This is a genomic window from Paenibacillus sp. YSY-4.3, assembly GCF_054767475.1.
Map to the genome: position 1 here is coordinate 113876 of NZ_BAABMC010000001.1, position 25601 is coordinate 139476.

The 25601-nt window shown below is 50.0% G+C and carries 20 protein-coding genes; 12 read left to right on the forward strand and 8 right to left on the reverse strand.

What is annotated here, in order from left to right; genetic code table 11:
- Nucleotides 1–124: 124 nt before the first annotated feature.
- From ACYUJT_RS00480 to ACYUJT_RS00530, 11 genes are all read left to right on the forward strand, one after another.
- Nucleotides 125–1651, forward strand: coding sequence for an extracellular solute-binding protein (locus ACYUJT_RS00480; RefSeq protein WP_460317943.1), 1527 nt, complete (start codon nt 125–127; stop codon nt 1649–1651).
- A gap of 196 nt (nt 1652–1847) precedes the next feature.
- Nucleotides 1848–3383 carry an extracellular solute-binding protein gene (locus ACYUJT_RS00485; protein ID WP_460317944.1) on the forward strand — a complete coding sequence of 512 codons (1536 nt, stop codon included), beginning with the start codon at nt 1848–1850 and terminating at the stop codon, nt 3381–3383.
- Nucleotides 3384–3509: 126 nt separating this feature from the next.
- Nucleotides 3510–4475 carry an ABC transporter permease gene (locus ACYUJT_RS00490; protein ID WP_460317946.1) on the forward strand — a complete coding sequence of 322 codons (966 nt, stop codon included), beginning with the start codon at nt 3510–3512 and terminating at the stop codon, nt 4473–4475.
- 21 nt (nt 4476–4496) lie between these two features.
- Entirely contained in the window at nt 4497–5372 is an 876-nt protein-coding gene (locus tag ACYUJT_RS00495; RefSeq protein WP_460317949.1) for a carbohydrate ABC transporter permease, read from the forward strand.
- A gap of 64 nt (nt 5373–5436) precedes the next feature.
- Nucleotides 5437–6534: a glycoside hydrolase family 88/105 protein gene (locus ACYUJT_RS00500; RefSeq protein ID WP_460317951.1), complete on the forward strand. Its 1098-nt coding sequence runs from the start codon at nt 5437–5439 to the stop codon at nt 6532–6534.
- A 103-nt stretch (nt 6535–6637) separates the two neighbouring features.
- Nucleotides 6638–7999: a glycoside hydrolase family 28 protein gene (locus tag ACYUJT_RS00505; protein WP_460317953.1), complete on the forward strand. Its 1362-nt coding sequence runs from the start codon at nt 6638–6640 to the stop codon at nt 7997–7999.
- Nucleotides 8000–8010: 11 nt separating this feature from the next.
- Nucleotides 8011–8901: a dienelactone hydrolase family protein gene (locus ACYUJT_RS00510; RefSeq protein WP_460317955.1), complete on the forward strand. Its 891-nt coding sequence runs from the start codon at nt 8011–8013 to the stop codon at nt 8899–8901.
- A 34-nt stretch (nt 8902–8935) separates the two neighbouring features.
- A complete protein-coding gene (locus ACYUJT_RS00515; protein ID WP_460319712.1) occupies nt 8936–9919 on the forward strand; it encodes a pectinesterase family protein in 984 nt (327 codons plus the stop codon).
- Nucleotides 9916–10326, forward strand: coding sequence for a family 43 glycosylhydrolase (locus ACYUJT_RS00520; RefSeq protein ID WP_460317957.1), 411 nt, complete (start codon nt 9916–9918; stop codon nt 10324–10326). Before ACYUJT_RS00515 ends, ACYUJT_RS00520 begins: the two co-directional genes overlap by 4 nt.
- A gap of 306 nt (nt 10327–10632) precedes the next feature.
- The gene (locus tag ACYUJT_RS00525; protein WP_460317958.1) at nt 10633–11163 is read left to right on the forward strand and encodes a GNAT family N-acetyltransferase; all 531 of its coding nucleotides are present in this window, start codon (nt 10633–10635) and stop codon (nt 11161–11163) included.
- A gap of 77 nt (nt 11164–11240) precedes the next feature.
- Nucleotides 11241–11654 (forward strand): DUF3888 domain-containing protein, encoded by a 414-nt coding sequence (locus ACYUJT_RS00530; protein WP_460317959.1) that lies wholly within the window; start codon nt 11241–11243, stop codon nt 11652–11654.
- Nucleotides 11655–11846: 192 nt separating this feature from the next.
- Here the strand turns inward: ACYUJT_RS00530 and lacZ are convergent, their stop codons facing one another.
- Complete coding sequence (gene lacZ / locus ACYUJT_RS00535; RefSeq protein WP_460317960.1) at nt 11847–14957, reverse strand: beta-galactosidase, LacZ type; 3111 nt, start codon at nt 14955–14957, stop codon at nt 11847–11849.
- A 118-nt stretch (nt 14958–15075) separates the two neighbouring features.
- Between lacZ and ACYUJT_RS00540 the strand changes: the two genes are divergently transcribed.
- Nucleotides 15076–15891, forward strand: a complete 816-nt coding sequence (locus tag ACYUJT_RS00540; protein WP_460317962.1) for an AraC family ligand binding domain-containing protein — start codon at nt 15076–15078, stop codon at nt 15889–15891.
- Nucleotides 15892–16042: 151 nt separating this feature from the next.
- Here the strand turns inward: ACYUJT_RS00540 and ACYUJT_RS00545 are convergent, their stop codons facing one another.
- From ACYUJT_RS00545 to ACYUJT_RS00575, 7 genes are all read right to left on the reverse strand, one after another.
- Nucleotides 16043–17326 (reverse strand): glycoside hydrolase family 27 protein, encoded by a 1284-nt coding sequence (locus ACYUJT_RS00545; RefSeq protein WP_460317964.1) that lies wholly within the window; start codon nt 17324–17326, stop codon nt 16043–16045.
- A gap of 149 nt (nt 17327–17475) precedes the next feature.
- Nucleotides 17476–18462, reverse strand: a complete 987-nt coding sequence (locus tag ACYUJT_RS00550; protein ID WP_460317966.1) for a helix-turn-helix domain-containing protein — start codon at nt 18460–18462, stop codon at nt 17476–17478.
- 551 nt (nt 18463–19013) lie between these two features.
- Nucleotides 19014–20525 (reverse strand): response regulator, encoded by a 1512-nt coding sequence (locus tag ACYUJT_RS00555; RefSeq protein ID WP_460317968.1) that lies wholly within the window; start codon nt 20523–20525, stop codon nt 19014–19016.
- Nucleotides 20525–22285, reverse strand: a complete 1761-nt coding sequence (locus ACYUJT_RS00560) for a cache domain-containing sensor histidine kinase (protein WP_460317969.1) — start codon at nt 22283–22285, stop codon at nt 20525–20527. Before ACYUJT_RS00560 ends, ACYUJT_RS00555 begins: the two co-directional genes overlap by 1 nt.
- A gap of 91 nt (nt 22286–22376) precedes the next feature.
- A complete protein-coding gene (locus ACYUJT_RS00565; RefSeq protein ID WP_460317970.1) occupies nt 22377–23210 on the reverse strand; it encodes a carbohydrate ABC transporter permease in 834 nt (277 codons plus the stop codon).
- Nucleotides 23207–24103 carry a carbohydrate ABC transporter permease gene (locus ACYUJT_RS00570; RefSeq protein ID WP_460317972.1) on the reverse strand — a complete coding sequence of 299 codons (897 nt, stop codon included), beginning with the start codon at nt 24101–24103 and terminating at the stop codon, nt 23207–23209. The genes ACYUJT_RS00565 and ACYUJT_RS00570 overlap by 4 nt, the downstream gene beginning before the upstream one ends.
- Before the next feature lie 114 nt (nt 24104–24217).
- Nucleotides 24218–25573, reverse strand: coding sequence for an ABC transporter substrate-binding protein (locus ACYUJT_RS00575; RefSeq protein ID WP_460317974.1), 1356 nt, complete (start codon nt 25571–25573; stop codon nt 24218–24220).
- Between the last annotated feature and the right edge of the window lie 28 nt (nt 25574–25601).

Genomic DNA, 25601 nt, shown 5'->3' on the forward strand with positions numbered 1-25601 from the left:
GCAATAATCATTTCCTCTAATTATGGCTATAAATTTGAATGATTTCAAGTAATAGGTTGTATTGTAAATTTCTTCAGGTGAGAGCGGGAAGACAAATTTTACATTACTTTTGGGGGGAACTGGAATGCCTAGAGTGTCAACGAGAAGGACAACGCGACGCATGTTGTATGTGCCGATCATGCTCTTTTTCACCTTATTGATTGGTTGCAGCGATGTTCGGTCGGTTCAAAAGGAAGCCCGGGATCAACGTCCCTATATATCGATTATAGCACCTTTACATTTTCCGCAGCAGCCCTCCAAAGAAGTAATTGCCGAGCTGGAGGGATTGACGGGGGTGGATCTTGATATCCGCTGGGTTCCTGAAGGGGTATACACCGATAAAATGAATACGGCGCTCACGACCAACTCGTTGGCAAAGGTTACATTCGTAAAGTTTACTGATTATGGCCTGGTCAAAAATGCCATAAAATCCGGGGAGTTCTGGGAGATCGAGCCTTATCTCAACGAATTTCCCAACTTAAAAAGGCTGAGCCCTTCGATACTGCAGCAAACGGCCGTAGAAGGCAAAATATACGGATTGTACACCGAGCGCCCGTCCTCAAGGCAAGGGATTATTATCCGCAAGGATTGGCTGGAGAATCTTCACCTGAAGGAGCCTCATTCGTTAGATGAGCTGTACGAAGTGTTGAAGCAATTTACGTATAATGACCCAGATCAGAACGGGAAGCAGGACACGATCGGCCTAGTCGACCGGAATGATCTAGTATACGGGGTATTTAAGACGCTGAGCTCTTATTTCGGAACTCCGAACAATTGGGAGCTGGTGGGCGGCGAGTTCATTCCTGAGTTTGAGACGGAAGAATACATGGACACGATGAATTTCATGAAGAAATTGTATGGCGAGAGATTGATTAACCAGGACTTTGCCCTTACCAGCAAAGAGCTGCAGCGAGACAGCTTTATCCGAGGTTTTGCAGGCGTTTACATCGGCAGCATGACGGACATTCAGCGTCTGTCCATTGAAGCGCATGCAGTGAATCCTAAGGTCAAGCTGGCGCTGATCAACCGGATCAAAGGGCCGAAAGGCTACAAGGTTTGGTCCATTCCTAACTATAACGGACTATATCTTTTCTCCAAAAAAGCGATAGCCACAGAAGAAGAGTTGAAGCAGGTGCTCGCCTTTTTCGACCGGACTATGGATACAGATGTAGCTAACCTCATGATGTATGGGGTCGAGGGACGCCATTACGAAATCGTGGACGGGAAGGTTATTCTCCCCGAGGAGACCTCCAGGCTGCGTGTAGATGAGGTCAACCCGCTCTATTCTTTGATGATTGCCAATATTAGCAACGAGAACATTTTGGAGGTAGTGCAGAAGGAAGAACTGACCGCGATAGCGGAACGCCTCAGCAAAGACAATGAATCCTTCCTGGTTACGGATCCGACGGTTCGTTTAAGCTCTGACACATATGATGAGAAGAATGCTGAGCTGTCACAGATCATCACCGATGCGACCTACAATTATATTTTGGGTAAAATAACGGCGGAAGAGTTCAAGCAAGAGACGCTGAAATGGCGGCAAAACGGCGGCAACCTGATTATTCAGGAGTACAGCCAAGCCCTGGAGCGCGAACGATTACGCGATAATTAATTATGGCCAACAAGCAGCCACTGCGTCTTTAACGCAGTGGTTTTTTGTGCGATTACCGCCTTATGACGCTGATAATCATTTGTTCAGATTCCTTGATATACCGGCGTTTATGAGTAAATGATTGTATTCGTAATCTCGCTTAGGCTGTACTGTTGAACATGTAAACACAATAAGTCAAATGGAGGTCAAAATGGTTATGAAGAAAAAATCCTTCTCCATCATGTTAGCGGTATTGCTAACGCTAAGTGTAATGCTGACAGCCTGCGGCGGCAACGACAAAGCAGCACCCACAGCACCGGCAACAGGGGGCGATACGGCGAAAGGCGCCGAATCGGATGCACCGACGGAAATCAAGATCATGCTTCCACTTAATACTTCAGAGACTCCGCCAGACACCATTAAAAAAGAATTAGAAAAATTGACGAACACGAAATTAACGTATCAATTTTTCCCGGCAGACACTTATGAAGAAAAACTGAATTCTTCCTTTGCAACGGGTTCCCTGCCGCAAGTGACTTATTTGAAAAACCAAACCACTTTCATTCAAATGAAGGATGCGATTAAAGACGGACAGTTCTGGGAGATCGGGCCTTACCTCAGTGAGTTCCCTAACCTCAGCAAGCTGAAGCCGGAAATTCTCAATAATACGAAAGTCGAAGGCAAGCTGTACTCCCTGTACATCGGCAGACCGCTGGCCCGTCAAGGCATCATCTATCGTAAAGACTGGGCAGATAAATTGAATCTCTCTGCACCGGCCAACGTCGATGAATTGTTCGAAATGGCGAAAGCGTTTACGGAGCAAGATCCGGACGGCAACAATGTGAAGGATACGATCGGGGTCGTTGACCGGAACGAATTGATCTACGGCGCGTTCAAAACCGTATCCTCCTGGTTCGGGACACCGAACGGCTGGGGAGAGAAGGATGGCCAATTGCAGCCTGAATTTACGTTCCCAGAATATATCGACACGATGGATTTCTTTAAAAAGCTTCGTGAAGGCGGTTACATGAACCAGGACTTTGCAGCAACGAGTAAGACGGATGCCGTTAAAATGTTCACCAGCGGCAAAGCAGGCCTTTATATCGGCGGTTCCATGCAGGATATCGATTCCTTGCACAAGGATCTCATCAAGAACGTTCCGGACGCTGTCGTGGATACACACAGTATGGTGGCCGGACCGGACGGTCAGTTCGCTCAATGGATGATTCCTGGATATAACAACGTAGTACTTTTCCCGAAAAGCGCAATCAAAGACGAGGCTGAATTGAAGAAAATTCTTGCCTTCTTCGACAAAATGATGACACCGGAAGTTGCTAACGTGATGTTCTGGGGAATCGAAGGAGTTCACTATACAGTTGAAGACGGCAAAGCCAAGCCAACCGACGACAAGGAATTGATCGAAAGAGAAGTCAAAGGCTACAAGGATAGCCTCATCGGCGAATCCGAGACGAACGGCATGTACGAAGCTTATAACACCCTGCCAGGCAGAATCCATGCAGAAGAGCTTCTCTTGGAGAACGTGAAGGTAGGCGTTCCTGACCCTACAGCACCGCTTGATTCCGCTACGTATACGGAGAAAGGCGTCGAATTGCAGCAAATCATTACGGACGCAACCTACAAATATATGTACGGCCAAATCGATAAAGCCGGTTTTGAGAAAGAAGTTGAGAACTGGAAGAAGCGGGGCGGAGATAAAATCATCGAAGAGTACAACGCTGCATACAAGAAATAAGGATTTGGCCAAGGCAAGTTAGCTATAAGAAGGAAGTAGAAAAGGTTGTTGATGCACTCAACAGCCTCTTCTATTCCTAAGAGCGGCGCAGCCTTGCACCAATATGAAACAGAAAGGAAGAAGATCATGCAGGAAGTCACCGCACAGGCAAGTACAGCTCAACCGGTACTCGAGGCTTCGAAGAACAAAAATGAAGTTAAAAGACGAATATGGAGAAATCGATGGCTCTATGTCATGATTGCGCCGGGCTTGCTGTATTTTATTATATTCAAATACTTGCCCATGTACGGACTCATCATTTCATTCCAGGATTATAAGCCTTACAACGGCATCCTCGGAAGCAACTGGGTAGGTATGAAGCATTTTAACAGGCTGTTCAGCGAACCGGATTTCTTTAACATTTTGAAAAATACGATAGTACTATTCGGACTGAATATCTTTATATATTTTCCGATACCGATCATCCTTGCATTAATGCTGAATGAGCTCAGAGGGAATTTCTTCAAGAGAATTTTCCAATCGCTCCTGTATATCCCCCATTTTATGTCTTGGGTTATCGTCGTCTCCATTTCTTTCGTTATGGTCACGATGGACGGAGGGATTATCAATGATTTGCTAGTCTTTTTTGGATTTGAAAAAGTCAACTTTCTGCTAAATCCGAGCTGGTTTAGACCGATGTACATTATCCAGGTGATCTGGAGAGAAGCAGGCTGGGGTACGATCATTTACCTGGCTTCGATCGCGGCAATCGATCCAGGGCTGTATGAAGCGGCTCGCATGGACGGTGCCGGACGACTAAGACAAGTTTGGCACATCACGATCCCGGCAATTAGGGGCGTTATTATTACACTATTTATTTTGAAAATTGGTTCCGTTCTCGACTTGGGATTCGAACACGTCTACTTGCTGCTCAATTCCATGAACAGAGAAGTTGCGGAGATTATCGATACGTATGTTTATACTGCAGGTTTAAGACAAGGTCAGTTTAGCTACAGTACGGCGATCGGCTTCTTTAAATCCATCATCGGCCTCATTCTGGTCATGACTGTAAACAAAATCTCCAAGAAAATGGGAGAAGAAGGCGTCTATTGATATGCTACGGGAGGAATTGAAATGGTAGAAGATAGATCTTTCACCGGCAGGTTGTTTGCTGCTGTAAACTTTACTTTATTAGCGATCATCGCATTGATCACGGTGCTTCCCTTTGTGCACGTTGTAGCAGGATCATTTACCACGAGCGCAGAATTGGCGGCCAGTAAATTCGTGCTTATCCCCAAAGTTTGGAGCTTCGAGGCATATAAATTTATTTTCTCTACGAGTACGATTTTCAAGGCGATGGGCGTATCCATCGGAGTGACGCTGGTGGGGACATTGGTCAGTATGTTTATGACGTCTTTGATGGCTTACGGGCTATCGCGCCGGGATTTGGACGGACGCAAGGTCGTGAACTTCATGGTCGTATTCACGATGCTGTTCCATGGCGGGCTGATTCCTACGTTCCTGGTTGTAAAAGAACTGGGCATGATCGATACGTATGCTGCATTGATTATCCCGTCGGCAATCAGCGCTTTTAACATGATTATTCTCAAAAACTTCTTCCAGAATATACCGGAAGGTCTTGAGGAATCAGCTAAAATCGACGGCTGTAATGATTTCGGCATTCTGTTCAAAATCGTACTGCCTTTATCCATGCCGGCGATAGCGACCATTTCGTTGTTCTACGCGGTTACTTATTGGAACACCTATCTGACGGCGATCCTGTACCTGGATGACAGCGCGAAGTGGCCGATTCAGGTTCTGCTCAGACAAATTGTCGTCCTGGCTAGCGGTTTGGATCATAGCGCTACACTGGACGGCGTCGTTCCGCCGCCAGACCAGACGATTAAAATGGCGGTTATCGTCGTAGCGACTCTGCCGATTCTAATGGTGTATCCGTTCTTGCAGAAGCATTTTGCCAAAGGGGCAATGCTGGGCTCGATGAAAGGGTAATTCATGTTATCTTGCAATTCATCTTGGAGCAAAAGGATATTGTTAACATGGAGGGAGCTTAGAAATGACTGTAAATGTATCAGCTACGCCGCTGGATTGGGCAAAAAAAGCATGCGATTCCTTAATGGACACCTATAAGGCGGGGGAGCTTCCCCCGGCTCACCGCTGGCATTACCATCAAGGTGTATTCTTATGCGGCATGGAGCTGCTGTGGGAAACGGTTCGGGAAGATCGTTACGTCGAGTACATTCAGGAATATGTAGACGATCTTGTGGATGAGCACGGCAATTTGTACTTTCAGCGGGATGAGCTGGATGCCATGCAGGCAGGGCTGCTGCTGTTCAATCTTCACGAAAGAACGGGACAGGAGAAATACCGGGTCGCGGCGGAGAAGTTGAGAAATCTGCTGCTGACCATTAATCAGACCTCGGAGGGCGGCTTCTGGCACAAGGATAAATATCCTTATCAAATGTGGCTGGACGGACTTTACATGGCCGGCGTATTCTCCTTGAAGTATGCCAACGCCTATGGTGAGACGGGCCTGCGTGATACGGTGCTTCATCAAGAGAGATTAATGCGCAAAAATATGAAGGACGAGGCAACCGGCCTACTGTATCATGCTTGGGACGAAAGCCGCCGCATGCCTTGGGCCGATCCGGAGACGGGATGTTCTCCTGAATTTTGGAGCCGGTCGCTGGGATGGTACGGTCTTGCTCTAGCTCAGTTCATGGATCTGCTGCCGGCCGACCATCCGGGCCGCGCAGAATTGCTCCCCGTTTTAGGCGAATTCGTAGAGGCGCTGATTCGCTTTCAGGACGAAGAGAGCGGCTTATGGTATCAGGTCGTCGATAAGGGACATATGCCCGAAAACTGGCTAGAGACCTCGGGTTCGTGTTTATTCGTGTATACGATTGCGAAGGCCGTTAAGCTGGGAATTTCCGGAGAGAAAGCTCTGGCTGCAGCCCAAAAAGGTTATAAGGGTTTGATTAGCGTGCTCCAGCAGGATGAACACGGAAGATTGATTCTGCCGGACATCTGCATCGGTACCTCCGCCGGGGATTACGATAATTATGTTACCCGCCCCAAAGTAAATAACGATTTGCACGGGGTTGGCGCCTTGGTTATGGCATGTGTTGAGATGCAGTCCTTAATCAACGGTTAATGGCAACTATTTTCATTTGCAGCAGGACTTGATTCTCTGGAAGCGCAGGGTATCAGGTCCTTATGTTTCTAAGACGATAGCATAAGAATGGGAGCGAGAGCAGATGCAAGTATATAACATAGTGGATTACGGAGCACAGCGGGACAGCGGGATACCCGCGACAGAGGCGATTGCCAAGGCGATTTCCGCGGCCAGCGAGGCTGGAGGGGGAACGGTCTATGTACCGGCGGGCACGTTTCTGACCGGAGCTATTTTCCTGAAGAGCAACATAGAATTGCGCTTGAACCCTGGGGCGGTTCTATCATTTAGCACCAATCCGGATGATTTTCCTGCCGTGGAATCGAGATGGGAAGGCGTAAAGCGGCAGGTGCATGCTCCTTGCATTAACAGCTTCGATTCACAGAACGTATCGATTACCGGGAGCGGGACGATTGAAGGGAACGGACAGCCGTGGTGGGATAAGCATCGGAACAGACCGGAGGAGCTGGAATTTCCGCGTCCAACGACGATCGGTTTTTACAACTGCCGGCGGGTGACGATTAAAGATGTGAACATCAGGAATTCACCAAGCTGGACCGTGAATCCGATTTGCTGCTACGATGTCACCGTGGACAATGTCTCGATCTATAATCCGGCGGATTCGCCGAATACGGACGGCATTAACCCGGAGTCGTGCACGAACGTGCGCATCAGCAACTGCAATATAGACGTTGGCGACGACTGCATCGCGATTAAGGCCGGAACCGAAGATACGGCGGAACGGGTGCCTTGCGAGAACATTACGATTACGAATTGCACTATGGTTCATGGTCATGGCGCCATCGTGCTTGGAAGCGAGATGAGCGGAAATATTCGCAACGTCACGATCAGCAACTGTACGTTTAAGCAGACGGATCGGGGCATTCGGCTTAAATCCAGACGGGGTCGCGGCGGAATCGTTGAAGACATTCGCATCAGCAACATTGTGATGGAAGATGTGATCTGTCCAATTAAACTGAATCTGTATTATTTCTGCGGCCCGCGCGGCAAAGAGAAATACGTATGGGATAAAAATCCGTACCCGATCACCGAGGAAACCCCATGCTTCCGCCGCATTCATTTCGCGAATATTACGGCGCGCAACGTCCATGCTGCAGCCGGATTTTTGTACGGACTTGCTGAGCAGTATATTTCCGAAATCACGTTCAACGATATAGATATTTCCATGGCCAAGGATGCGATTCCAGGCTATCCTGCGATGATGGCAGGCATCGATAAAATGCAGCGCCGCGGTTTTTATCTAGGGAACGTAAGAGATATTCGCTTTAATCGGGTTACGATTGAGAACCATGAAGGCACGGCCTTCTATATCGAAAACGGCGAGAATGTGGAAATCACGCAATGTGAGTCCAGAAACACCAGCAAGCCTGAGAAGCTGGTCGAGCAAGTTGCAGTCGCACCTTCCAACGATAATATTATTGAATGAGGTGAAGTGTTATGACACGTGAGCGATTAAGAGGATTGCTGGGAGATCTGCCCGTCAATAAGCCGATCACGGCGACGGTATTAACCCAGGAGGAGCACGACGGCTACTTACTGGAATCTTTGGTGCTCGACCTGAACGGAATCGAACAAGTACCCGCTTATGTGGCTAAACCTTTACATGGAGAAGGGCCGTTCCCGCTCGTTGTCGTCAACCATTCCCATGGCGGGGATTATGAGCGGGGCCGCAAGGAATTTATCAAGAGCAGCCATTATTTGCAGGAGCCTTCGTTTGCAAAGGTTCTTACGGGAATGGGATATGCAGCCTGCTGCATCGATATGTGGGGCTTCAACGAGCGCGGCGGCAAGAAGGAGAGCGAGCTCGTCAAGGAAATGCTGTGGCGGGGCAGGGTAATGTGGGGCATGATGATTTATGACAATATGCGTATGGTCGATTATATGTGCCACCGCGAGGATATCGATGCTTCCCGCATCGCGACGATGGGGATGTCGATGGGGGCGATGATGTCATGGTGGCTGGCGGCTCTTGATGAGCGGATCAAGGTCGCGATCGACATTTGCGGGCAAGTTGATGCGGAGACGCTAATTGCCAAGCGGGGCCTGGATCATCATGGGTTCTATTCATACGTGCCGGGCCTGCTGAAGCATTTCAAGACCTTGGATATTCAGAAGCTTATCGTGCCGCGGGCCCGCATGAGCATGGTCGGGCGCAACGACCGGATGACCCCGATCGAGGGTGTTGAGTATTTGGCGGACGGGCTGTATGAGGCCTATCAGGCCGCAGGCAAAGCCGATCATTGGCAGCCGTTCGTTTCCAGCGCCGGGCATATGGAGACGCTGGATATGCGGGTAGCCTGGCAGAAATTTTTGGCGGAGCATTTATAGGATGGAACAAATTTCATGGCAATTATCCGAACCTATTATTGTAGGGAAACAATCCATCTGCCATTTCCAGAGCATCCAGGCGGCGATTGATTTTCTGGAACTGCCAGGGTTGCAAAGTGCGGGCGCGGTTCAAACGTTGTATATCATGTCGGGAATATATGAAGAGAACGTGCTTATCTATCGTTCGCATTTGCGAATTATTGGCCTGGGCTATGTTGAAATAACAGGTGGAAAATATGCCCGGGAGCTGGACGAGCATGGCGAGCGTATTGAAACCTTCGGGACGCCGACATTGTTTCTCGGCGGAAGCGATCTTGTCTTGGAGAATATTGTGGTGTCGAATACGGCTGGCCAAGGGCCGGAAATCGGGCAGGCGGTGGCGGTCTATGCGCATTGCGACAAGGCCGTGTTCAGGAACTGTTCTTTCAAGGGGCATCAGGATACGCTGTTTACGGGACCGCTGCCCCCGGCGCCCCGGGAAAGGGCAGAGTTCGGCGGGATTCCGCTCAGGGAGCATCATGCGAACTACCGCCAGCTGTATCAGCATTGCTACATCGAGGGGACTGTGGATTTTATTTTTGGCGGAGCGACGGCTTATTTTGAAGGCTGCGAGATGAGAAGCCTGCGCCATTACGAGGGTCAGTCGGGTTACGTCACGGCAGCCTCCACGCCGCAAGGGCAGAAGCATGGCTATGTGTTCCATCGCTGCTTCCTGACCGCCGCTCCGGGAGTTTCGGACGTATACCTGGGGAGGCCGTGGCGGGAATATGCCAGGACCGCATACGTCAATTGCGTGCTGGGCGAGCATATTCATCCGCGCGGCTGGGATAACTGGAACGATTCAGCGAATGAGAAGACGGTCTGCTACGAGGAGTATTGCGGTGACCAGGCTGGATCGTTACGCTTGCAGCGGGTATCGTGGGCAGGCTGCTGTGATACGGATCCGGAGGAACTGCGGATGGAGCAGGTGTTTGCCGGGACGAATTTTTGGAAGCGAGAAGAGGAGCAGAATCGATGACACTCCCTTTGTTAGCCGACTTCGATGCGAACACGAGTATGATCAGTGTGGCTGATATTTTTTATGCAGCGGTACCTTATATCGAAGGCTTGTCAGGGATCCGGATATATCAGTCGAATGATTTGATCCAGTGGGAGCATTACACCGATATATTGACGGACCATACGGCATGGAGCAGCAGTGCGGACATCGGTGTTTGGACGCCGCAGCTGAGTTATCATGACCACCAATATTACTTGACTTATACGGATACAAGAATTGCGAAAAGGCCTTTCATGGAATGTCACAGTTATTTAATGGTCGCGGACCGGATCGAAGGGCCATGGTCGGAACCGATTTGCTTGAACCGCGGGTTCGACTCGGCGCTGTCCTATTCCGAGGAAGACAAACTTGTATCAGCGCTATAGATAAAAGCATGGACTACTCTGTAACATTGAAGATGGAGGAATTCCACTAACACCAATAACAACAGGCAATTAAATACAATGTTAGACATTACATGATTTCGTGGGCAATGCAGAGGGGAATAGTTCTCTGTGTTGCCCATTTTTATACATGTAAAAGATATGACATATCGACCAGAAAACCATAGCAAATAGACTGCAAGTATATTTGAGGGATTTATTTGAGGTTAACCTAACGGGCAGTTTAATTTAGTTATTTCGTGGTAAAATATGGGTTGATATTCAGTTCTGAGAATGGGGGCCAACCTAATGATGGTAAGAGAAGCATCCATTGAAGACGCAGAGAGGATTGCATTCGTCCATGTTGGTAGTTGGAAAACAACGTATAAAGGAATCATTGCTGATTCATACTTATCAAATCTTACAGTCGAGAATAGGACGAAAAATTGGATTTGGACATTTGAAAATCGAGAGGAACATGAAAAAATATTTGTTGCCGAAGACGGAAAAGGAAATGTTGTTGGGTTTTCCAGCGGTGGTCAAAATCGAAATAAGGAATTCATACATGAAAGCGAGCTATATGCTATCTATTTGTTAAGGGAATACCAAGGTTTAGGAATAGGCAAGAAACTCTTCAATTTAGTGGTTGAATCAGTAAAAAATAAAGGCTACACATCGATGATGCTATGGGTACTAAAGGACAATCCATCTTTAGGATTTTACATATCGCAAGGTGGTCGGCCTGTAGGGCAGAAAAATATCACAATAGGGACGGATAATTTGGTTGAATTGGCTATTGGTTGGAATAACATAGCAGGTTGTTACTTAACTAACGGGTAACGATAGCATGACAACAACAGGCAGGATAGTGTAGAAGTCGTATGGGCAATATAACCAAAAACTGAGGGGCAATCTCCATGCGACGCAGTGTAATGGTATATGTTCTGATCATAATTTGGTTATTAGCATCAATACAGACAACTTACGCTAAAACGAAAGCAGACCCAAATAGGGTTATACTTACCTTGTTAACGCCCAAGATACAAGAACAATTAGATCTTTATTACAAGGATAAACTGAATGAAATGCCTTTGTTTGCTCCATTCCTTGATCCATTAAACGTATTGATTGAATATCATGATTCCCATATCGTTGTTAATGTGACGGTAACACCTTATATCGGTCCCCATCTTGATGTTGGATCTGATTTTATTTCCTTCAAGATTGACAATATGGGAGGAGTAGAAGTCATAGGGTTTGAACATCTTAAAGATTTTGAGTTGCCCCCCAATTGGAAACACATTATTAAGAATGAAAAAGGTGTGGGCTGAACTAACGGGAAACGATTGTTCAATTCAGCAATACTATTTACTAAGTCATAATGTAATTGTAAATGAACAAAGAAATGGATAGAGATTCAGATGTTTTCTGAAATCTCTATCCATTTTTAATTTCGCCAATAAAATGTCTAACATCACATTCAATAGCTTATCATTATTGGCTATAGTGGCTTTTTTGATCTGTTATGAAATTGCTTGTACCGTAAATTTGAAAGTATATGCCCGGTTCGACGGGAGGGTAAACTCATCATGCGTCGGAGCTCCCCAACTATCGTCGCCCCCAACACCCATCTGCTTGTAATTGACCCGCAGCACGGTTTGCTGGCTTGGCGGCAGCTTATGTGGATGATCGTGTGCCTCAAGCTCCAGCGGCGTCCACGGCAGAGCGCACACCTCCATCAGCGGGGAAGCTTCGATGCGCAGTCCCGGGCCGTCAGCTCCTTGCGTCAAGCAGGCGTAGCGGACATCGGTCTTGTTGCCGCACTCCTGGGGCCGAAGGTAGGGTACGAACTGGTCGTGGACAGTTCCGGTGAACAGGCCAACCCGTGCCCCGGTTTTGCGGTCCCAGTAGTTATCGTGAGGCCCCCGGCCATACCAGGCAATCGTGTCCAGTCGGCCATGTAAGTTGAACATCATCCCGATTTCAGGAATTTCCGGCAGGCCGCTGCCTGGAACGAACTCCTCGCAAACCACCATCGTCCCGTCCGGGAGGACGCGATACTCGATGGTTAGTGCAGTAAGGAGGGCCGTGTCCAAAACATAACGGCTTGTGATCACGCAGCCTGAGCCTTCCCGTTTCCACGAAAATTCGTTCAGCTGCCGGTTGTTCGGTGCATCTTTCCAAATGCGGCTGCGTTCGTGCAGTTTGTTGCCTAAATCATTGTCCGTGACCGCGCGCCAGAAGTTCGGCCGAACCGGCTCCGCTAACAGCTCCATACTGAATAAGGCATACGAGACGAGTTCCCCGGTGCTCTGGTTGAATGTGAGGGCAACGTCGTTTGCGGAGACCAACAGTTCTCCATTTAGCTCACTAACAGTCACGGCTGCGACGTTATCGAGGACAGGAGTTTCCCTGTTAAAGTAAGGGACGAGCGTAAACTGCTCCCATGCAACCTCGTGTCCGGCTTCCGCCCATATCGACTTATGCCGCGTCACGAGGGAGACGGTCAGGATCGCTTCCGGCCCGCAAGGATCCATCGGAAGAAAAGGAATGACGACCTCCGTGCTTTCTCCCGGCGGGAGACTGAATTTTACGATCCCGCTTGACCCTGGTTCGCCATCCAACTGCACTTCCCATTTCAGCGCATATTCGCGAAGATCCGTAAACAAATACTGATTCCGTACCCGAATTCGGCCTTGCTGCAGGTCCACGCTCTCGAACTTGACGTTCTGATAGCATTTCTTCACTTCGTCCAGCTTCGGCGTTACGGTGCGGTCGGCGAAGATCAGCCCGTTGCCGCAGAAATTTCCGTCATGCGGCGATTCCCCGAAATCCCCGCCGTAGGCCATATATTCGGTGCCGTCTGACGTTTGGGCACGGATCGCCTGATCGACCCAATCCCAAATAAAAGCACCCTGCAGGATGTCATAGCGGTCGAATAACTCGGTATATAGATGGAGCCCACCGCAGGAATTTCCCATGGCATGGCTGTATTCGCAAAGAATATATGGCTTTTGCGGATTGTTTCTCGCGTACTGCTCTACCTCTTTCGGCTTGATGTACATCGTAGACTCGATATCGGATGCCGCTTCGGAAGCCCGGTAATGGAAAATCCCTTCATAATGCACCAGCCTTGTTGGGTCAGCTTGCTTCAAAAAATCATGCATGGCGATAAAATTGTCACCGCCGAACGATTCGTTGCCCAGCGACCAGATCACGATCGACGGATGGTTCTTGTCCCGCTGGAACATGGAGTTGCAGCGATCCAGTACGTTGGCGCGCCATTCCGGCCTGCTGCCCGGAACGTTGCGGTCGTTCAGCTCCTTTTGCCCGTATTCCCATGAGCCATGCGTTTCCAAGTTTGTTTCGTCAATGACGTACAGCCCATATTCGTCGCATAGTTCGTACCACAGTGACTGATTCGGATAGTGGGACGTTCTGACCGCATTGATGTTGTAGGCCTTCATCAGCTCAATGTCCCGGATCATGTCTTCTTTCGTGATCGCTCTTCCTTTGTCGCAGGAAAACTCGTGGCGGTTGACGCCCTTGAAGACGATCCGCTTGCCGTTGATTTTCATTAACCCGTCCTGTAGCTCAAAAGTGCGGAAGCCGACTTTACAACTGACCGTCTCCAGCAATTGCCCGGTGACATCCTTCACGGAGAGGACCAGCGTATAAAGATCCGGCGTTTCGGCGCTCCATTTTAATGGATTCTGGACGGGGGCGGACAACGTTAGCTGCTGCTCGCTTCCTTCTTGAAAGGAAGCGGCAGCGGAATAGGGGGCATCCCACACGGGCCGTTCATCGGCATCGTAAAGCTGTGCTTCCAGCGTGCAGCCGGCCTTCGCCTCGAAATAGTCTGTAAGTTTGGCATCCAGCTGCAGCTCAGCATCCGCATATTGTTCATCCAGCTCGGTCCGTACGAAGAAATCGGAAACATGCACCGCCGGAGCCGAGTACAAATAGACATCACGGAAAATGCCGCTCAGCCGCCAAAAATCCTGATCTTCCAGCCAGCTGGCATCACACCAGCGATACACTTCTACGGCCAGCTTGTTCTCTCCAGCAGCAAGATAGGCGGTGATATCGAACTCGGCTGGGGTAAAGGTATCCTCGCTATAGCCGACGAGTTCTCCGTTCACCCAGACGTAGAAGGCCGATTCCACCCCTTGGAAGCTGAGAAATACGGGCTGGCCTTGCCAGGCCTCCGGCACCGTAAACGTCCGGATGTACGAGCCGACCGGATTGTACCGCGTCGGCGCAAAAGGCGGTTGGAGCTCTGGCTCTGATTCCTCCCACGGATAGCGGACATTCGTGTATTGCGGGTAGTCGTAGCCGTGGAGTTGCCAGTGGGAGGGTACGGGAAGTTCCGCCCAGCCGCTGTAATCATAGTCCAGTTTGTAAAAATCTTTGCATCGCTGGTCCGGGGTTTCCGCAAAGGCGAATCTCCAGGTGCCGTTCAGCGGCTTGTAGTAGGACGAAGATGTTTTGTTTCCGGCAAGGGCTTCCTCAATCGTGGAGTAAGGCATCATGGAGGCATGAGCTTCCATGCGATTAATCTGGAAAATCTCCGGGTTATTGTTCCATTCGGGATATCCGTTGACAGGCGGTTGATAGACAAGTTTCTGGCGCAAGATACCAACTCCCTTTTTTGATCGTTTATTGATATATTCATATTATAGATTCCATAGAATAGGATTGATATATAAGGATTTTCTTCATTTATATCAAAATATGAAACGAGGCGTGTGTGTGGACAGCAAGATGATTTTCTGCAATCCGCAGGAGGCGATGCTCTTGCCGCTGTATGCGACAACGATTGGCTTCTGGGAGCATCAGCCTGAGACTGTCAGGCCGGACGGTTTTCCTGATTACCAGCTTCACCAGGTTCTTGATGGCAAAGGGGAATTGATCATTAAAGGGCAGAGTTATATCGTCGGTCCAGGGGACGTCTTCTTCCTGTATCCCGGGGTGACGCATCAATACGCTCCGATCAGCCGGCAATGGCAAGTAGCATGGGTGTCCTTCCAAGGAAGAGAAGCTGGGCAGATGCTGCTTCATGCCGGAATCAGCGAATCTGGGCCGAAGAGGTTAAAGGAGGAGAAGTGGCTGCATGAGTTGAAGGAGCTGCTGCTTCAGGATGAGAACGGACAGTACGCCTCTCTGGAGCACTCCAAACTGCTGTACGCCTTGCTGGTGGATTTAAAAAGAACGCTGCAGCCGCTACTGAACCAGGAACATGACATGGAGCGGATCAAGCCCGTTCTGCAGCACATCGATAGAAATCTTCACCGGACTCTGCAGCTGAAGGATTTGGCCGAGGTCATTTCGGTTTCTCCGCAGTATCTGTGCCGTTTGTTTCAGAACAGCATGCAGCTTCGCCCGGTGGAGTACGTGAATCAGCAGCGAATCAATCGGAGCAAGCAGCTGATGTTCAGCGAACGGGACAAAAAGATTTATGAAATTGCGCGGCAGGTTGGCTTCGATAATACGAGCTATTTTTGCTCCGTATTTCGGCAAGTATCCGGCATGAGCCCCAAGGAATTCATGAGTCTGCATGGACTTTGAGGTTGGCGAAAATATTCAACACAACGATTTGTGGTCGCGAATGGAATGCAAAAAACGGGGCTGCCCAGGCATGGTTTGGATAACCATTGGGTAGCCCCGTTATGATTTGGATTGTTATTTAAGCTTCCCTGAAAGTATTTCGATGGGCGTTTTACAGCGGCTCCAGGCGGAACAGTGCTACGCCATGAGGCGCTACGTTTGCCGAAAGGCTGTCCCGGATGGCGGTCGTTTCGCCCGTCCACAACTCCTTCGCTTGGACAGAGGCCGAGATGCCCAGCCCTTGAAGCGGAAGGTTGAACTCAAGCGGAGTTTCGCCGGTATTGAAGCAGGCGACGTATAGGCGGCCATTCGCCCCGTCGGCTCCCCAGACGATGCGATGTCCCTCCCTCTCGAGCAGTCTGGCGCCTGAGCTGGATTGATGCATCTCCAGTACGTCGCGATTGGTAAGCAGCGATAACGTCCATTCGTCGTTGTCCCTCAGCTCTCCGCCAAAGAAAAGCGGGGACCGGAACAAGCACCACAGCGACATCATCGTTATTTGCTCTTCGCGGGTAAATCGCGTCCAGCGGTCCGCACCGCCGCCATCCACGGAACGAATGCCGATATGGCCCAGCGGCAGCATGTCGCAGTCGGGCCAGCAGCCCTCTACCGATTTGTCCTGCCATCGCTCGCAGCGATTGAACATATCTAGCAGCAGGTCCCAGTGGTCCCAGAAGTCGTCCGTCATTCTCCACATGTTCGCATTTTGTGAGAGGAATTCTGCATACTCGACTGGCGCCGGACCCGGCGACAAGCTCAGCACCATCGGTCGTCCGCAGCGGTCAATCGCACGGCGGATCAGCTCGATTTCGGGCTGATGCGTATCATAGAGCCGCGAAGCGGCGATGTCGTCGACCTTCACGAAATCAACGCCCCATTCGGCATACAGCTCGAACAAGGAGTCGTAGTAAGCCTGAGCGCCTTCCTTGGCAGCATCTATGCCGTACATATCCGTATTCCAAGGGCAAATGGAGTTAGGATGGGCGATATCGCGCGCGGTAACGGGCGCGTTTTTGATAGGGGTGGCTGCATGAACGGCCTGACGCGGAACTCCACGCATGATGTGGATGCCGAATTTCAGGCCGAGCTGATGGACATAGTCGGCCAGCGGCTTAAAGCCCTGGCCGTTTGCCGCCGAAGGGAAGCGGTTCTCCGCCGGCATAAGCCTTGCAAATTCATCCATTACCAGCGGCACGAACGGACGATAAATGGATGAATTGGCGCCGGGCTCGTACCATTGGATGTCGACAACTACCGTATCCCAACCATACTCCTTTAGGTGCTCTGCCATATAATCGGCATTCCCGCGCACCTCAGCTTCGGTGACAGCAGCCCCATAACAATCCCAGCTGTTCCACCCCATCGGCGGCGTTGGGGCAAATGATCGATGATCCATAACAAGTTCCTCCAATCCAAGTTCCTAATATGTGATGAAATAGAATTGCTCTTATGGCTTCATCATAATATGCTCTAGTAATAGCTATCTACAACAATTTAGGAACATGAATAGCACGGAATTGCTGTGTTGCATGAAGGGATAATCTTCTAGTCGAAAAATAGCCGGTTATACTGCAGAGCATGATTGCCTGAGCGGAAAGACCCGGGGGTTTGTCCCGTGAACTTCTGGAACACTTTAATATAATAGCTTCCCGACGAATAACCGACCTCGCCGGCAATCGCCTCGATGCTCCAATCGGTAGATTGCAAAAGCTCGATCGACCGCTCAATCCTTTTCCGGTTGACATAGTCGTTCGGAGTAACGCCAAGATGCTTCGTAAATGTCCGCAGGAAATGGAACTTCGATAAGCCCAGCTGCCTTGCAAGCTGATCGAGGCCAATCATGCGGCTGTAATGCGCATCAAGAAATCGAACGGACTCGCGGATGGCGAGCGGCCAATGCTCTTGTTCCCGGTGGCGATCGGAAGCGGCTCTTCTCAGTTCGATCAAAAATTGGTACACATAGGAGGAGGCGGTATACGGATCCGTGATATTGCCGCTGTGCGCTTCGTCGAACAGCACCTTGAGCCGTTTGATCGGCAAACTGTCGGGGCTCAGGTATGGCGTTGTGCCGAGGAGGGAAACAATCTCCTTCCAAAGTGGCAGCACCGTGCGCGGACGTATCAGCAAAAAATAGAACTCCCACGGCACCGCGTTTGTCTCCAGAAAGTAATAGCGGTGGCTGCTGGGAATTTCGGCGAGGAAAGCCCGCCCCGCATCTATTCTCGTGGTGGTTCCGGTGCTCGGCTTTGGGGCTGCGTTGATGCCAAGTTTCCTATCTAGTTCCTTGCCTTGTTCTCCGCCAACTCTCTGTTGGGCCTCTACCTTCTCCCCAGCCTCAAAAATACCCTCCCCTTGAACGGTGTATTGGAAAATAAACAATGGGCCGTCCGTACGGGTCAACCCATCCCAATAGTACTGCGGGTTGTCTACAACCTCATGTCCTACGGCAAACAAGCCGCATAAGGGAAGATGGGGAACGTCATTAAATCTGAAACCATAGGTTCCCCAGCCAGTTTCTATTTTTAAGTTCATAATCTGCCTTGCCTCCTACGGGTATTTGCGTTTGCCCAACCGGATGATATGGATGATTTTACTCGTAAATATCCATAGGATAGCATATTTTCGCGATAGGAGGAGGAGAAGAAGGGGGAGGGGGAGGCCCTTGCGAAAGAAATGTACTTGAACGGACCCTGGTTCCGCTAATTGCCGTTTTTTCGCGAAATCAGCGAGCTAACGGACACCGAAGGCGCTATTTAGTGAAAATGACCACGGAACCCTTCGATTCTACACAAATAAGGTCCACTGTGTCCGTTAATTCCAGGAAAAGTAGCATTTTTGCGAAATAGCGGAACCAGGGTCCGTAAGAGATCAGCAAAACCCAAGTTACTTTTTCAAACACCGATGTCCTCACTAACTAACGAACCTATGCCCTAGTCTAGAGTTCTTCCCTCATTTACACCAACCTTTGTAGTACCTAACGGACAGTATATCTGGAGCCCGTTAAAGCGTGCGCTCTTCACTGCGCCTAGCAATTAGGTGTTACTGTTGAGCCCCATTGGTGTTTCTGCCGAGTTCTGTACTGATTAGCTATTATGGGTAACCGCATTGATTTTCTTGTACTCATTAGGGGTCACGCCGACGATGCGCTTGAACAGCTTGTTGAAATAAGCCGGATCGGGGTAACCCACCTCGCAGCCGATCTCATGGATTTTCATGTCGGAGCTTGTCTTGAGCAAATGCTTCGCCTTCTTGATACGCACCTCGATCAAGTAATCTGTGATTGTCACGCCGGTCTCGCTCTTGAACAGCTTGCTGAGATAGCTGGGGGTCAGGTAGACCATCGAGGCCAGGCTGCCAAGCTCGGTTTGCTGGTCGTAGTGCTCGTGAATCCAGCGTTTCACCGTTTCTACGGATTTGTCCGCCATTTGCAGGCGGCCTGCTCTAATATCTTCGAGTCCTCTGAGGAATTGAGATAAGAACAAGCTCTTGAGCTCCGCAAAAGCCAGACAGGACAGCATGTGCTCATCCAGCGGCTCTTCAGCGGCAGGAGCGCATATCGATTTCCATTCCGGAAGCTCCGCTAACGCCGTATCATGAATCAATCGGCATAAGGAAAGGATAGATTGCCGGGAAGCTCTGGCGGCCATTGTCTGGTCGAACAATTTCTCCAAGTCCGCCTTTATTTGCGGAATATTTAAAATCTGCATATGCTCGCTTAGCACATCCTTTGTGCTGATGAACCAATCCATGAGGTTGGGCTCCGGCTGCGGCAAATCATCGTAATGGTAATAACTCCAGGCCGAATAGTCATATAGCCCGTAGTCGCATGCCCGAACGGCCTCGCGGTAGGCCTCGCTTAGCTGGGCTGCCTCACTGTATCCTCGGCTGGAGCCAGCCTGGACGATGCCGAGGGAAGCAAGGCCTGGCTGCAGCTGACCTGGGAGCTGCTTAATGACCTTGGCATCGGGTTCATCGGCGTAATAACTGACAACCGCCAGCATACCTTCGTTAGTGTCGACGATATCCACGATACAGCTCAGGTCCGGGACGGCTAAATTCAGTTGCTCGCGGAGCGCCTCTATATCGCGGCTGCGCAGCACATGCACGGCAAAATAGGGCAGCTGCAAATGCAGCTCAGGCAGCTTGCTGCAGAGAGTGGAGGGGCTTGTGAAATAAGAAAGTAGTACCCCAGAGCGTAGGCGCTGCTCTTTTCCGAGGCTGGCATCCTTCTCTTCGTGCAGCGTATAGAGCAGCTTGAATAGCTGCTTCTTGTTGATCGGCTTGAGCAGATAATCCACCGCGGAACAGCGAAGCGCCTGACGGGCATATTCAAAATCGGTGAATCCGCTCATGATAATGCACCGGATCTCCGGTTGAACGGATTTGAGCCGCTTAATGAGCTCCAACCCGTCGACCAGCGGCATGCGAATATCCGTAATGACGACGTCGATGTCCGATGTCTCGATATAATCCAGCGCATCTTGCCCATTGGAGAAAACACCGGCCACAACAAAGGCATCGTTTTCTTTGGTGATGATTTTAGCTACTCCCTCGCGGATCGAGGATTCGTCATCGACAATGACCATTCGAAGCATCAAATTACCTCCCCATAGCGTATACGATGTTCTTCTTCCAGGAGACCAGCAATTTTTAAGGTTACCATGGTGCCTTTCCCAGGCAGGCTGTCTACCGTCAGATTCGAGGCGTCTCCGTAATACAGGCGGACCCTTTCGTTGACATTGCGCAGACCGATGCCGAATTTATCGATTTTGCCATCGGTCAAGCTGCGATTCAACTGGGCCAACGTTTCTTTATCCATGCCGACACCGTCGTCGCTAATCTCGAAGATAGCGTCCGGTCCTTCATTCCAGGCAGTGATTGTAATGGTCCCCGGCTTCGCCTGCTTCTCTAGCCCGTGGAACACCGCGTTTTCAACAATCGGCTGAAAAACCAGCTTGATGACCGGTAAGTGATAGAAATTGTGCGGAACCTCGATATGAAAATCCAATTTGTCCGGAAACCGGATTTGCAGCAGCTGCAAATAATTGCGGACATGGCGCAGCTCCTGCTCGACGGTTACCGTCTCATCGCTGCGCGTAATGCTGTATCTGAGCTGCAGGCCGAGCAGATAGGTGAGCTCGGCGACGCGGTCGTCGTCGTTCAGCTCGGCCAGCATGCGGATCGATTCCAGCGTGTTATATATGAAATGCGGATTGATCTGGTTTTGGAGTGCCAGCATATCCGCTTTTTGTTTGCTCTTCTCGGTTTCGTACACCTCCTGCAGCAGTCCCTTGATCCGGTCGATCATCCGGTTGAAATGACTGCCGAGCCGGCCGATTTCGTCGTTGTATTTTACCTCGACATGAACGTCGAGGTTGCCGCGCTGCACCTGTTTCATTAATCGTACCGTACGGGTGAGCGGCTTGGTTAGAGCGTAGGAGATGAAGATCGCTACCGCCAAGGCAAAGAAAACAATGAGCAATGCCGTAATCATAAGGGCGTTGCGGCTTTGCTTCATTGGAGCAAGCAGCTCTGTAAGTGGAATGTAGGTAATCGTTTTCCATCCGGTGCTGGAAGATGCGCTGTAGACCGAGATGTACGGCATTCCCTCGATGTCCAGCTCGAAATGTCCGCGCAGCCCGGAGGCCTGCTCCAGCAAGGGACTGCCGCTTAAATCTTTGCCCAGTATGGCGGGATCGGAATTGTATACGACTCTGCCATGCTCATCCACGATCAGGGTGTTGCCGTGCGTAACTGTGTTCAGCGGCTGGATAATCTCCTCAAACAGGCGAATGTCCACATCGATAACGATGATGCCGATGTTCTTGAGCGTACTGACGGACTGAATGGAGCGCATGATGGTGAACACCTGCCGCTGCTCAGAGCCGTTGACTCGAATTGGGTGCGTCCCGAGCAGCACGGGAGAGACGCCAGCCTCGCGCGTCCGGATCTCCCACTCTGCCAGCCTTTCTTCGGGATACATTTCGTTGATGCCGGGTTTTTTATTATAAAAAATCGTACCGAAGCGATCGGCCATATAGACTCCGGCAATTTCTTCCTTCATATTCGCTAGGTACATCAGAAACATATTGATGCTCGTATTCTTCTCCCAGTCCGTCTCCCGTTCATCCAGGTGCTTCTCCACGTCCTTGTTGTATAACGGAAGGATGGTATACCGCTTCAGGTCGGCGATGTAGCGATCCACTTTGTCCATGGCGTTGTCGGTCATTTGGCCGGCGGAGCTCGTCATGTTGTTCAGAATGGAGTTCGAGTTCGCCCGGTACGAAGAGTAGCTAACGTACGTAATCGGCAGGGAGATGAGGAACACGAAGATGACGACTAGCTTTTTTTGCATGGATAGGTTAGCGAAGAACACCCAGGCTTTGCGACATAGATAGAAAAGGGATGAAATCATAGGCTGCCGTCCTTCCTGCAGAAATTGCCGGTTATTTAACCGCGCCGCTGGTCACGCCTTCAAAAATGTATTTTTGGAGCACAAAATACAAGACGACGGTCGGCAGCAAAATGAGCAATATAGCCGCGCTGATTAAGTTCCAGTCAGCGATGTTCACACCCTGAAAGCGCATGAGTACCGTTGTCACCACGCCAAGGCTTTGCTTCGGCATGTAAAGATAAGGGGTGTACATGTCGTTGTAAATGCTGATTGATTTTAGAATGACGAGCGTGGCCGTCGCCGGGGTAAGCAGCGGAAAAATAATCGAGCGATAAATCCGGAATAGCGATGCACCTTCCGCCATGGCATTCTCATCGAGATCGACCGGAATGTTGCGGATGAATTGCAGGTACAGAATAATCTGGATGACGTCGGCCCCGATATACAGAATAATTGGCGCCCCCAGCGTATTATATAGACCAAGCTGCTTAATGATTCCGAACGTAGCGACTTGGGTCGTAATGCTAGGTATGACTGTAGCGAACAAATAGGCGCCAAACACGGCTTTTTTTAGTTTAAAAGTAAATCTGCCCAGCACGTAGGCGACCATGGTACCAAAAATGATGTTGAAGACAAGGGCGGCGCAGATGATGATCAGCGTATTGGCGAAGCCGTTCAGCAGCCCGCCTCGCTCGAATACAACTTTGAAATTATCAAAGTTAAAAAAACTGTCAGGCAGCGCCATCGTACTTGCCGTATTGAATTCGTCGCTGGATTTGAAGGAGTTCACGATGATGACATAGGGAGGAAACAGGACGATGAACACGCCGACCAGCAGAGACAAATATTTGATGATGTCGAGTGCTTCGAATTTTTTGCTGCTCATTTTCCGTTCCCTCCTCTGCTAAGCACGAATTGTTGAAGACCGACGACGATGATGACGAAGAACAGCAGGATGATGCTCATGGCCGAGGCCAGGCCATAATGATTATAGGCAAACGCTGTCTCCACGACGCGCTGCACGTAGGTTTGCGAGGCTCCGGCAGGTCCACCTTTGGTAAGGACAAAGGGAAGGTCGAAGACCTCGAGGGCTCCGGTGACCGTGAGGAACAAGTTCAACTGGATAACCGGCTTCATATTAGGTAGGGTGATGCGCCAGAAGGTCTGCCAGGCGTTGGCGCCGTCGATTTTGGCTGCCTCGTAAATATCACGCGGGATTGCCTGCAGGGAAGCGATGTAAATGACCATGTTATAGCCCATGAATCGCCATAGTCCCGTTGAAGCCAGTGAATAATTGACCAGGCCTGGCGTTCCGAGCCAGCTGGTTTCCCCGAGGCTGGTCAGTCCGACTGCTTGCAGCAGCAGATTGAGCGAGCCTTGCGTCGTATCGAACACATAACCGAACATGAAGGCGACCGCGACGCCGTTCATAATGTAGGGAAGGAAGAGCAGCAGACGAAACACATTTCTTCCCCGCAGCCTGCCGTTTAAAAGGACGGCGAAATAAATCGCCACGATATTCTGGACAATACCCATGACAAAATAGGCGAAGTTATGGGTGAACACCCCAAATATATCCGGATTGGAGAACACTTCCTTGTAATTGTCCAGGCCTACCCAAGGCTTCTCCGGGCTATAGCCGTCCCAGTCGGTGAAGCTGAACCAGACCAGCTTAAGGGCCGGATAATAGGTAAAGAGCAGCAGCAGCGCGACTGGAATGAGTAGAAAAGAGAAGATAATGATGTTTTTCTGCGTTTTATATGACAAGGTTCCGAACATTCCCGTATCCCTTCTTTCTATCCGCCAAATTGACAGCAAAATGGATTATCGCCTACCGATAACCCATTTTGCGTAATGTTCAAGGTTAATGCCGATTCATGAATAGCAGTTTCATTAATAACCGAGATCTTTCTTGGCTTTGGCCCAAGCTTTATTCCATTTATCAAGCACGGCTTGCGGGTCTTTCGCCAGCACGAACTCCTGGGCAATGGCGGGCAGGTCGACTTGCGCTTTGTTGGAAATTTCGATGACCTTTGGATCGTCCGGCATGCCTTCCTGCAGATCTACCCCTGTAGCCTGGAATTCCGCGAGTTGGGTCAGCTTGGATTCGCGGCCTTCCAGCGGTGAGATGAACCCGGCGAAATCCTCGTATCCGGAGTCCTCCAGCATCCAGGTCAGAAATGCCTTAGTTGCCTCGAGGCTCTTGCTGTCTTTGTTGACGGCGTAAAAGAAATCCGGGTTCAAGCCGGCTCTGATCTCGCCGGAATTGTCGAAGGGCAGCGGGAAGAATCCGATATTGTCCGATTCGGCGCCTACACCGATAACTTGGTTAATGACCCAGTTGCCCAGGAAATACATGCCCATTTTGCCGTTCGCCACGTCTTTCTTGGATTGCTCCCAGTTTGTAGAGTTTATGTCTTTCTCCAGATAACCTTTCTCCGCGAGCGTTCGCAGCAGGGACATTGCCTTGCCGTATCCGTTATCCATGGAGAAAGGAGCTTCCATGTTCAGCCTCTCGTTGGGGAAATTCTTATTATTCTCGATGACTCTCGGCAAATCGTAGACCCAGTTCCCCAGCGGCCATTTATCCTTGAAGTTGGAGGAGAGCGGAATAACGCCGTTTTGCTTCAACTTCTCGCATGCAGCTAGGAATTCATCCCACGTCTTGGGGAGCTCGGTAATTCCGGCATCGGCGAAGGCTTTTTTGTTATACACGATTCCTGAGGTTGAGTTGCCCGTCGTAATTCCGTACAGCTTGCCGTCATAAGACTTGAAATCTTTAAATGAAACCTCCGCACTTAACTCCAGATCGTCAAGCGGAGCAAAATATTTAGGGAGATCTGAGTTGGGGATATCCGGGATGAACATCAGATCCGGCAGTTCGCCGCTAGCCATCCGGACTTTGATCTGCTGATTGTAATCGGTTTGACTTGCTTCAAATTCGATCTTGATGTCTGGATACTTCTCGTTGAAGCGTTTGACGTAGTCGTCGTATTCTTTGCCGATCATGTCCGTCCGGTTGGTTAGGAAGGTAACCTTCCCGCTCAGCTTATTGGATTCGCCTTGGCCGTTGGAGTTATTCTCGGCCACATTAGACGATCCGTTGCTTGCTCCGCCGTTACCGCCGTTACCGCCGTTACCGCCGTTACCGCCATTACTGCTGGTGCCTTTGCTGCCGCTGCAGCCTGTTACTAAGGTCGTTAGCGCAAAAAACGTTATGAATGCGATCAATAAACCTTTCTTTTTCATGTTCTTATCGCCCCTTTTTCGAATATTT

Bases quoted from the DNA above. Each gene is read 5' to 3' on its own strand.
- ACYUJT_RS00480 (WP_460317943.1), top strand. From the start codon at position 125: ATGCCTAGAGTGTCAACGAGAAGGACAACGCGACGCATGTTGTATGTG.
- ACYUJT_RS00485 (WP_460317944.1), top strand. From the start codon at position 1,848: ATGAAGAAAAAATCCTTCTCCATCATGTTAGCGGTATTGCTAACGCTA.
- ACYUJT_RS00490 (WP_460317946.1), top strand. From the start codon at position 3,510: ATGCAGGAAGTCACCGCACAGGCAAGTACAGCTCAACCGGTACTCGAG.
- ACYUJT_RS00495 (WP_460317949.1), top strand. From the start codon at position 4,497: ATGGTAGAAGATAGATCTTTCACCGGCAGGTTGTTTGCTGCTGTAAAC.
- ACYUJT_RS00500 (WP_460317951.1), top strand. From the start codon at position 5,437: ATGACTGTAAATGTATCAGCTACGCCGCTGGATTGGGCAAAAAAAGCA.
- ACYUJT_RS00505 (WP_460317953.1), top strand. From the start codon at position 6,638: ATGCAAGTATATAACATAGTGGATTACGGAGCACAGCGGGACAGCGGG.
- ACYUJT_RS00510 (WP_460317955.1), top strand. From the start codon at position 8,011: ATGACACGTGAGCGATTAAGAGGATTGCTGGGAGATCTGCCCGTCAAT.
- ACYUJT_RS00520 (WP_460317957.1), top strand. From the start codon at position 9,916: ATGACACTCCCTTTGTTAGCCGACTTCGATGCGAACACGAGTATGATC.
- ACYUJT_RS00525 (WP_460317958.1), top strand. From the start codon at position 10,633: ATGATGGTAAGAGAAGCATCCATTGAAGACGCAGAGAGGATTGCATTC.
- ACYUJT_RS00530 (WP_460317959.1), top strand. From the start codon at position 11,241: ATGCGACGCAGTGTAATGGTATATGTTCTGATCATAATTTGGTTATTA.
- ACYUJT_RS00545 (WP_460317964.1), bottom strand. From the start codon at position 17,326: ATGGATCATCGATCATTTGCCCCAACGCCGCCGATGGGGTGGAACAGC.
- ACYUJT_RS00550 (WP_460317966.1), bottom strand. From the start codon at position 18,462: ATGAACTTAAAAATAGAAACTGGCTGGGGAACCTATGGTTTCAGATTT.
- ACYUJT_RS00555 (WP_460317968.1), bottom strand. From the start codon at position 20,525: ATGCTTCGAATGGTCATTGTCGATGACGAATCCTCGATCCGCGAGGGA.
- ACYUJT_RS00560 (WP_460317969.1), bottom strand. From the start codon at position 22,285: ATGCAAAAAAAGCTAGTCGTCATCTTCGTGTTCCTCATCTCCCTGCCG.
- ACYUJT_RS00565 (WP_460317970.1), bottom strand. From the start codon at position 23,210: ATGAGCAGCAAAAAATTCGAAGCACTCGACATCATCAAATATTTGTCT.
- ACYUJT_RS00570 (WP_460317972.1), bottom strand. From the start codon at position 24,103: ATGTTCGGAACCTTGTCATATAAAACGCAGAAAAACATCATTATCTTC.
- ACYUJT_RS00575 (WP_460317974.1), bottom strand. From the start codon at position 25,573: ATGAAAAAGAAAGGTTTATTGATCGCATTCATAACGTTTTTTGCGCTA.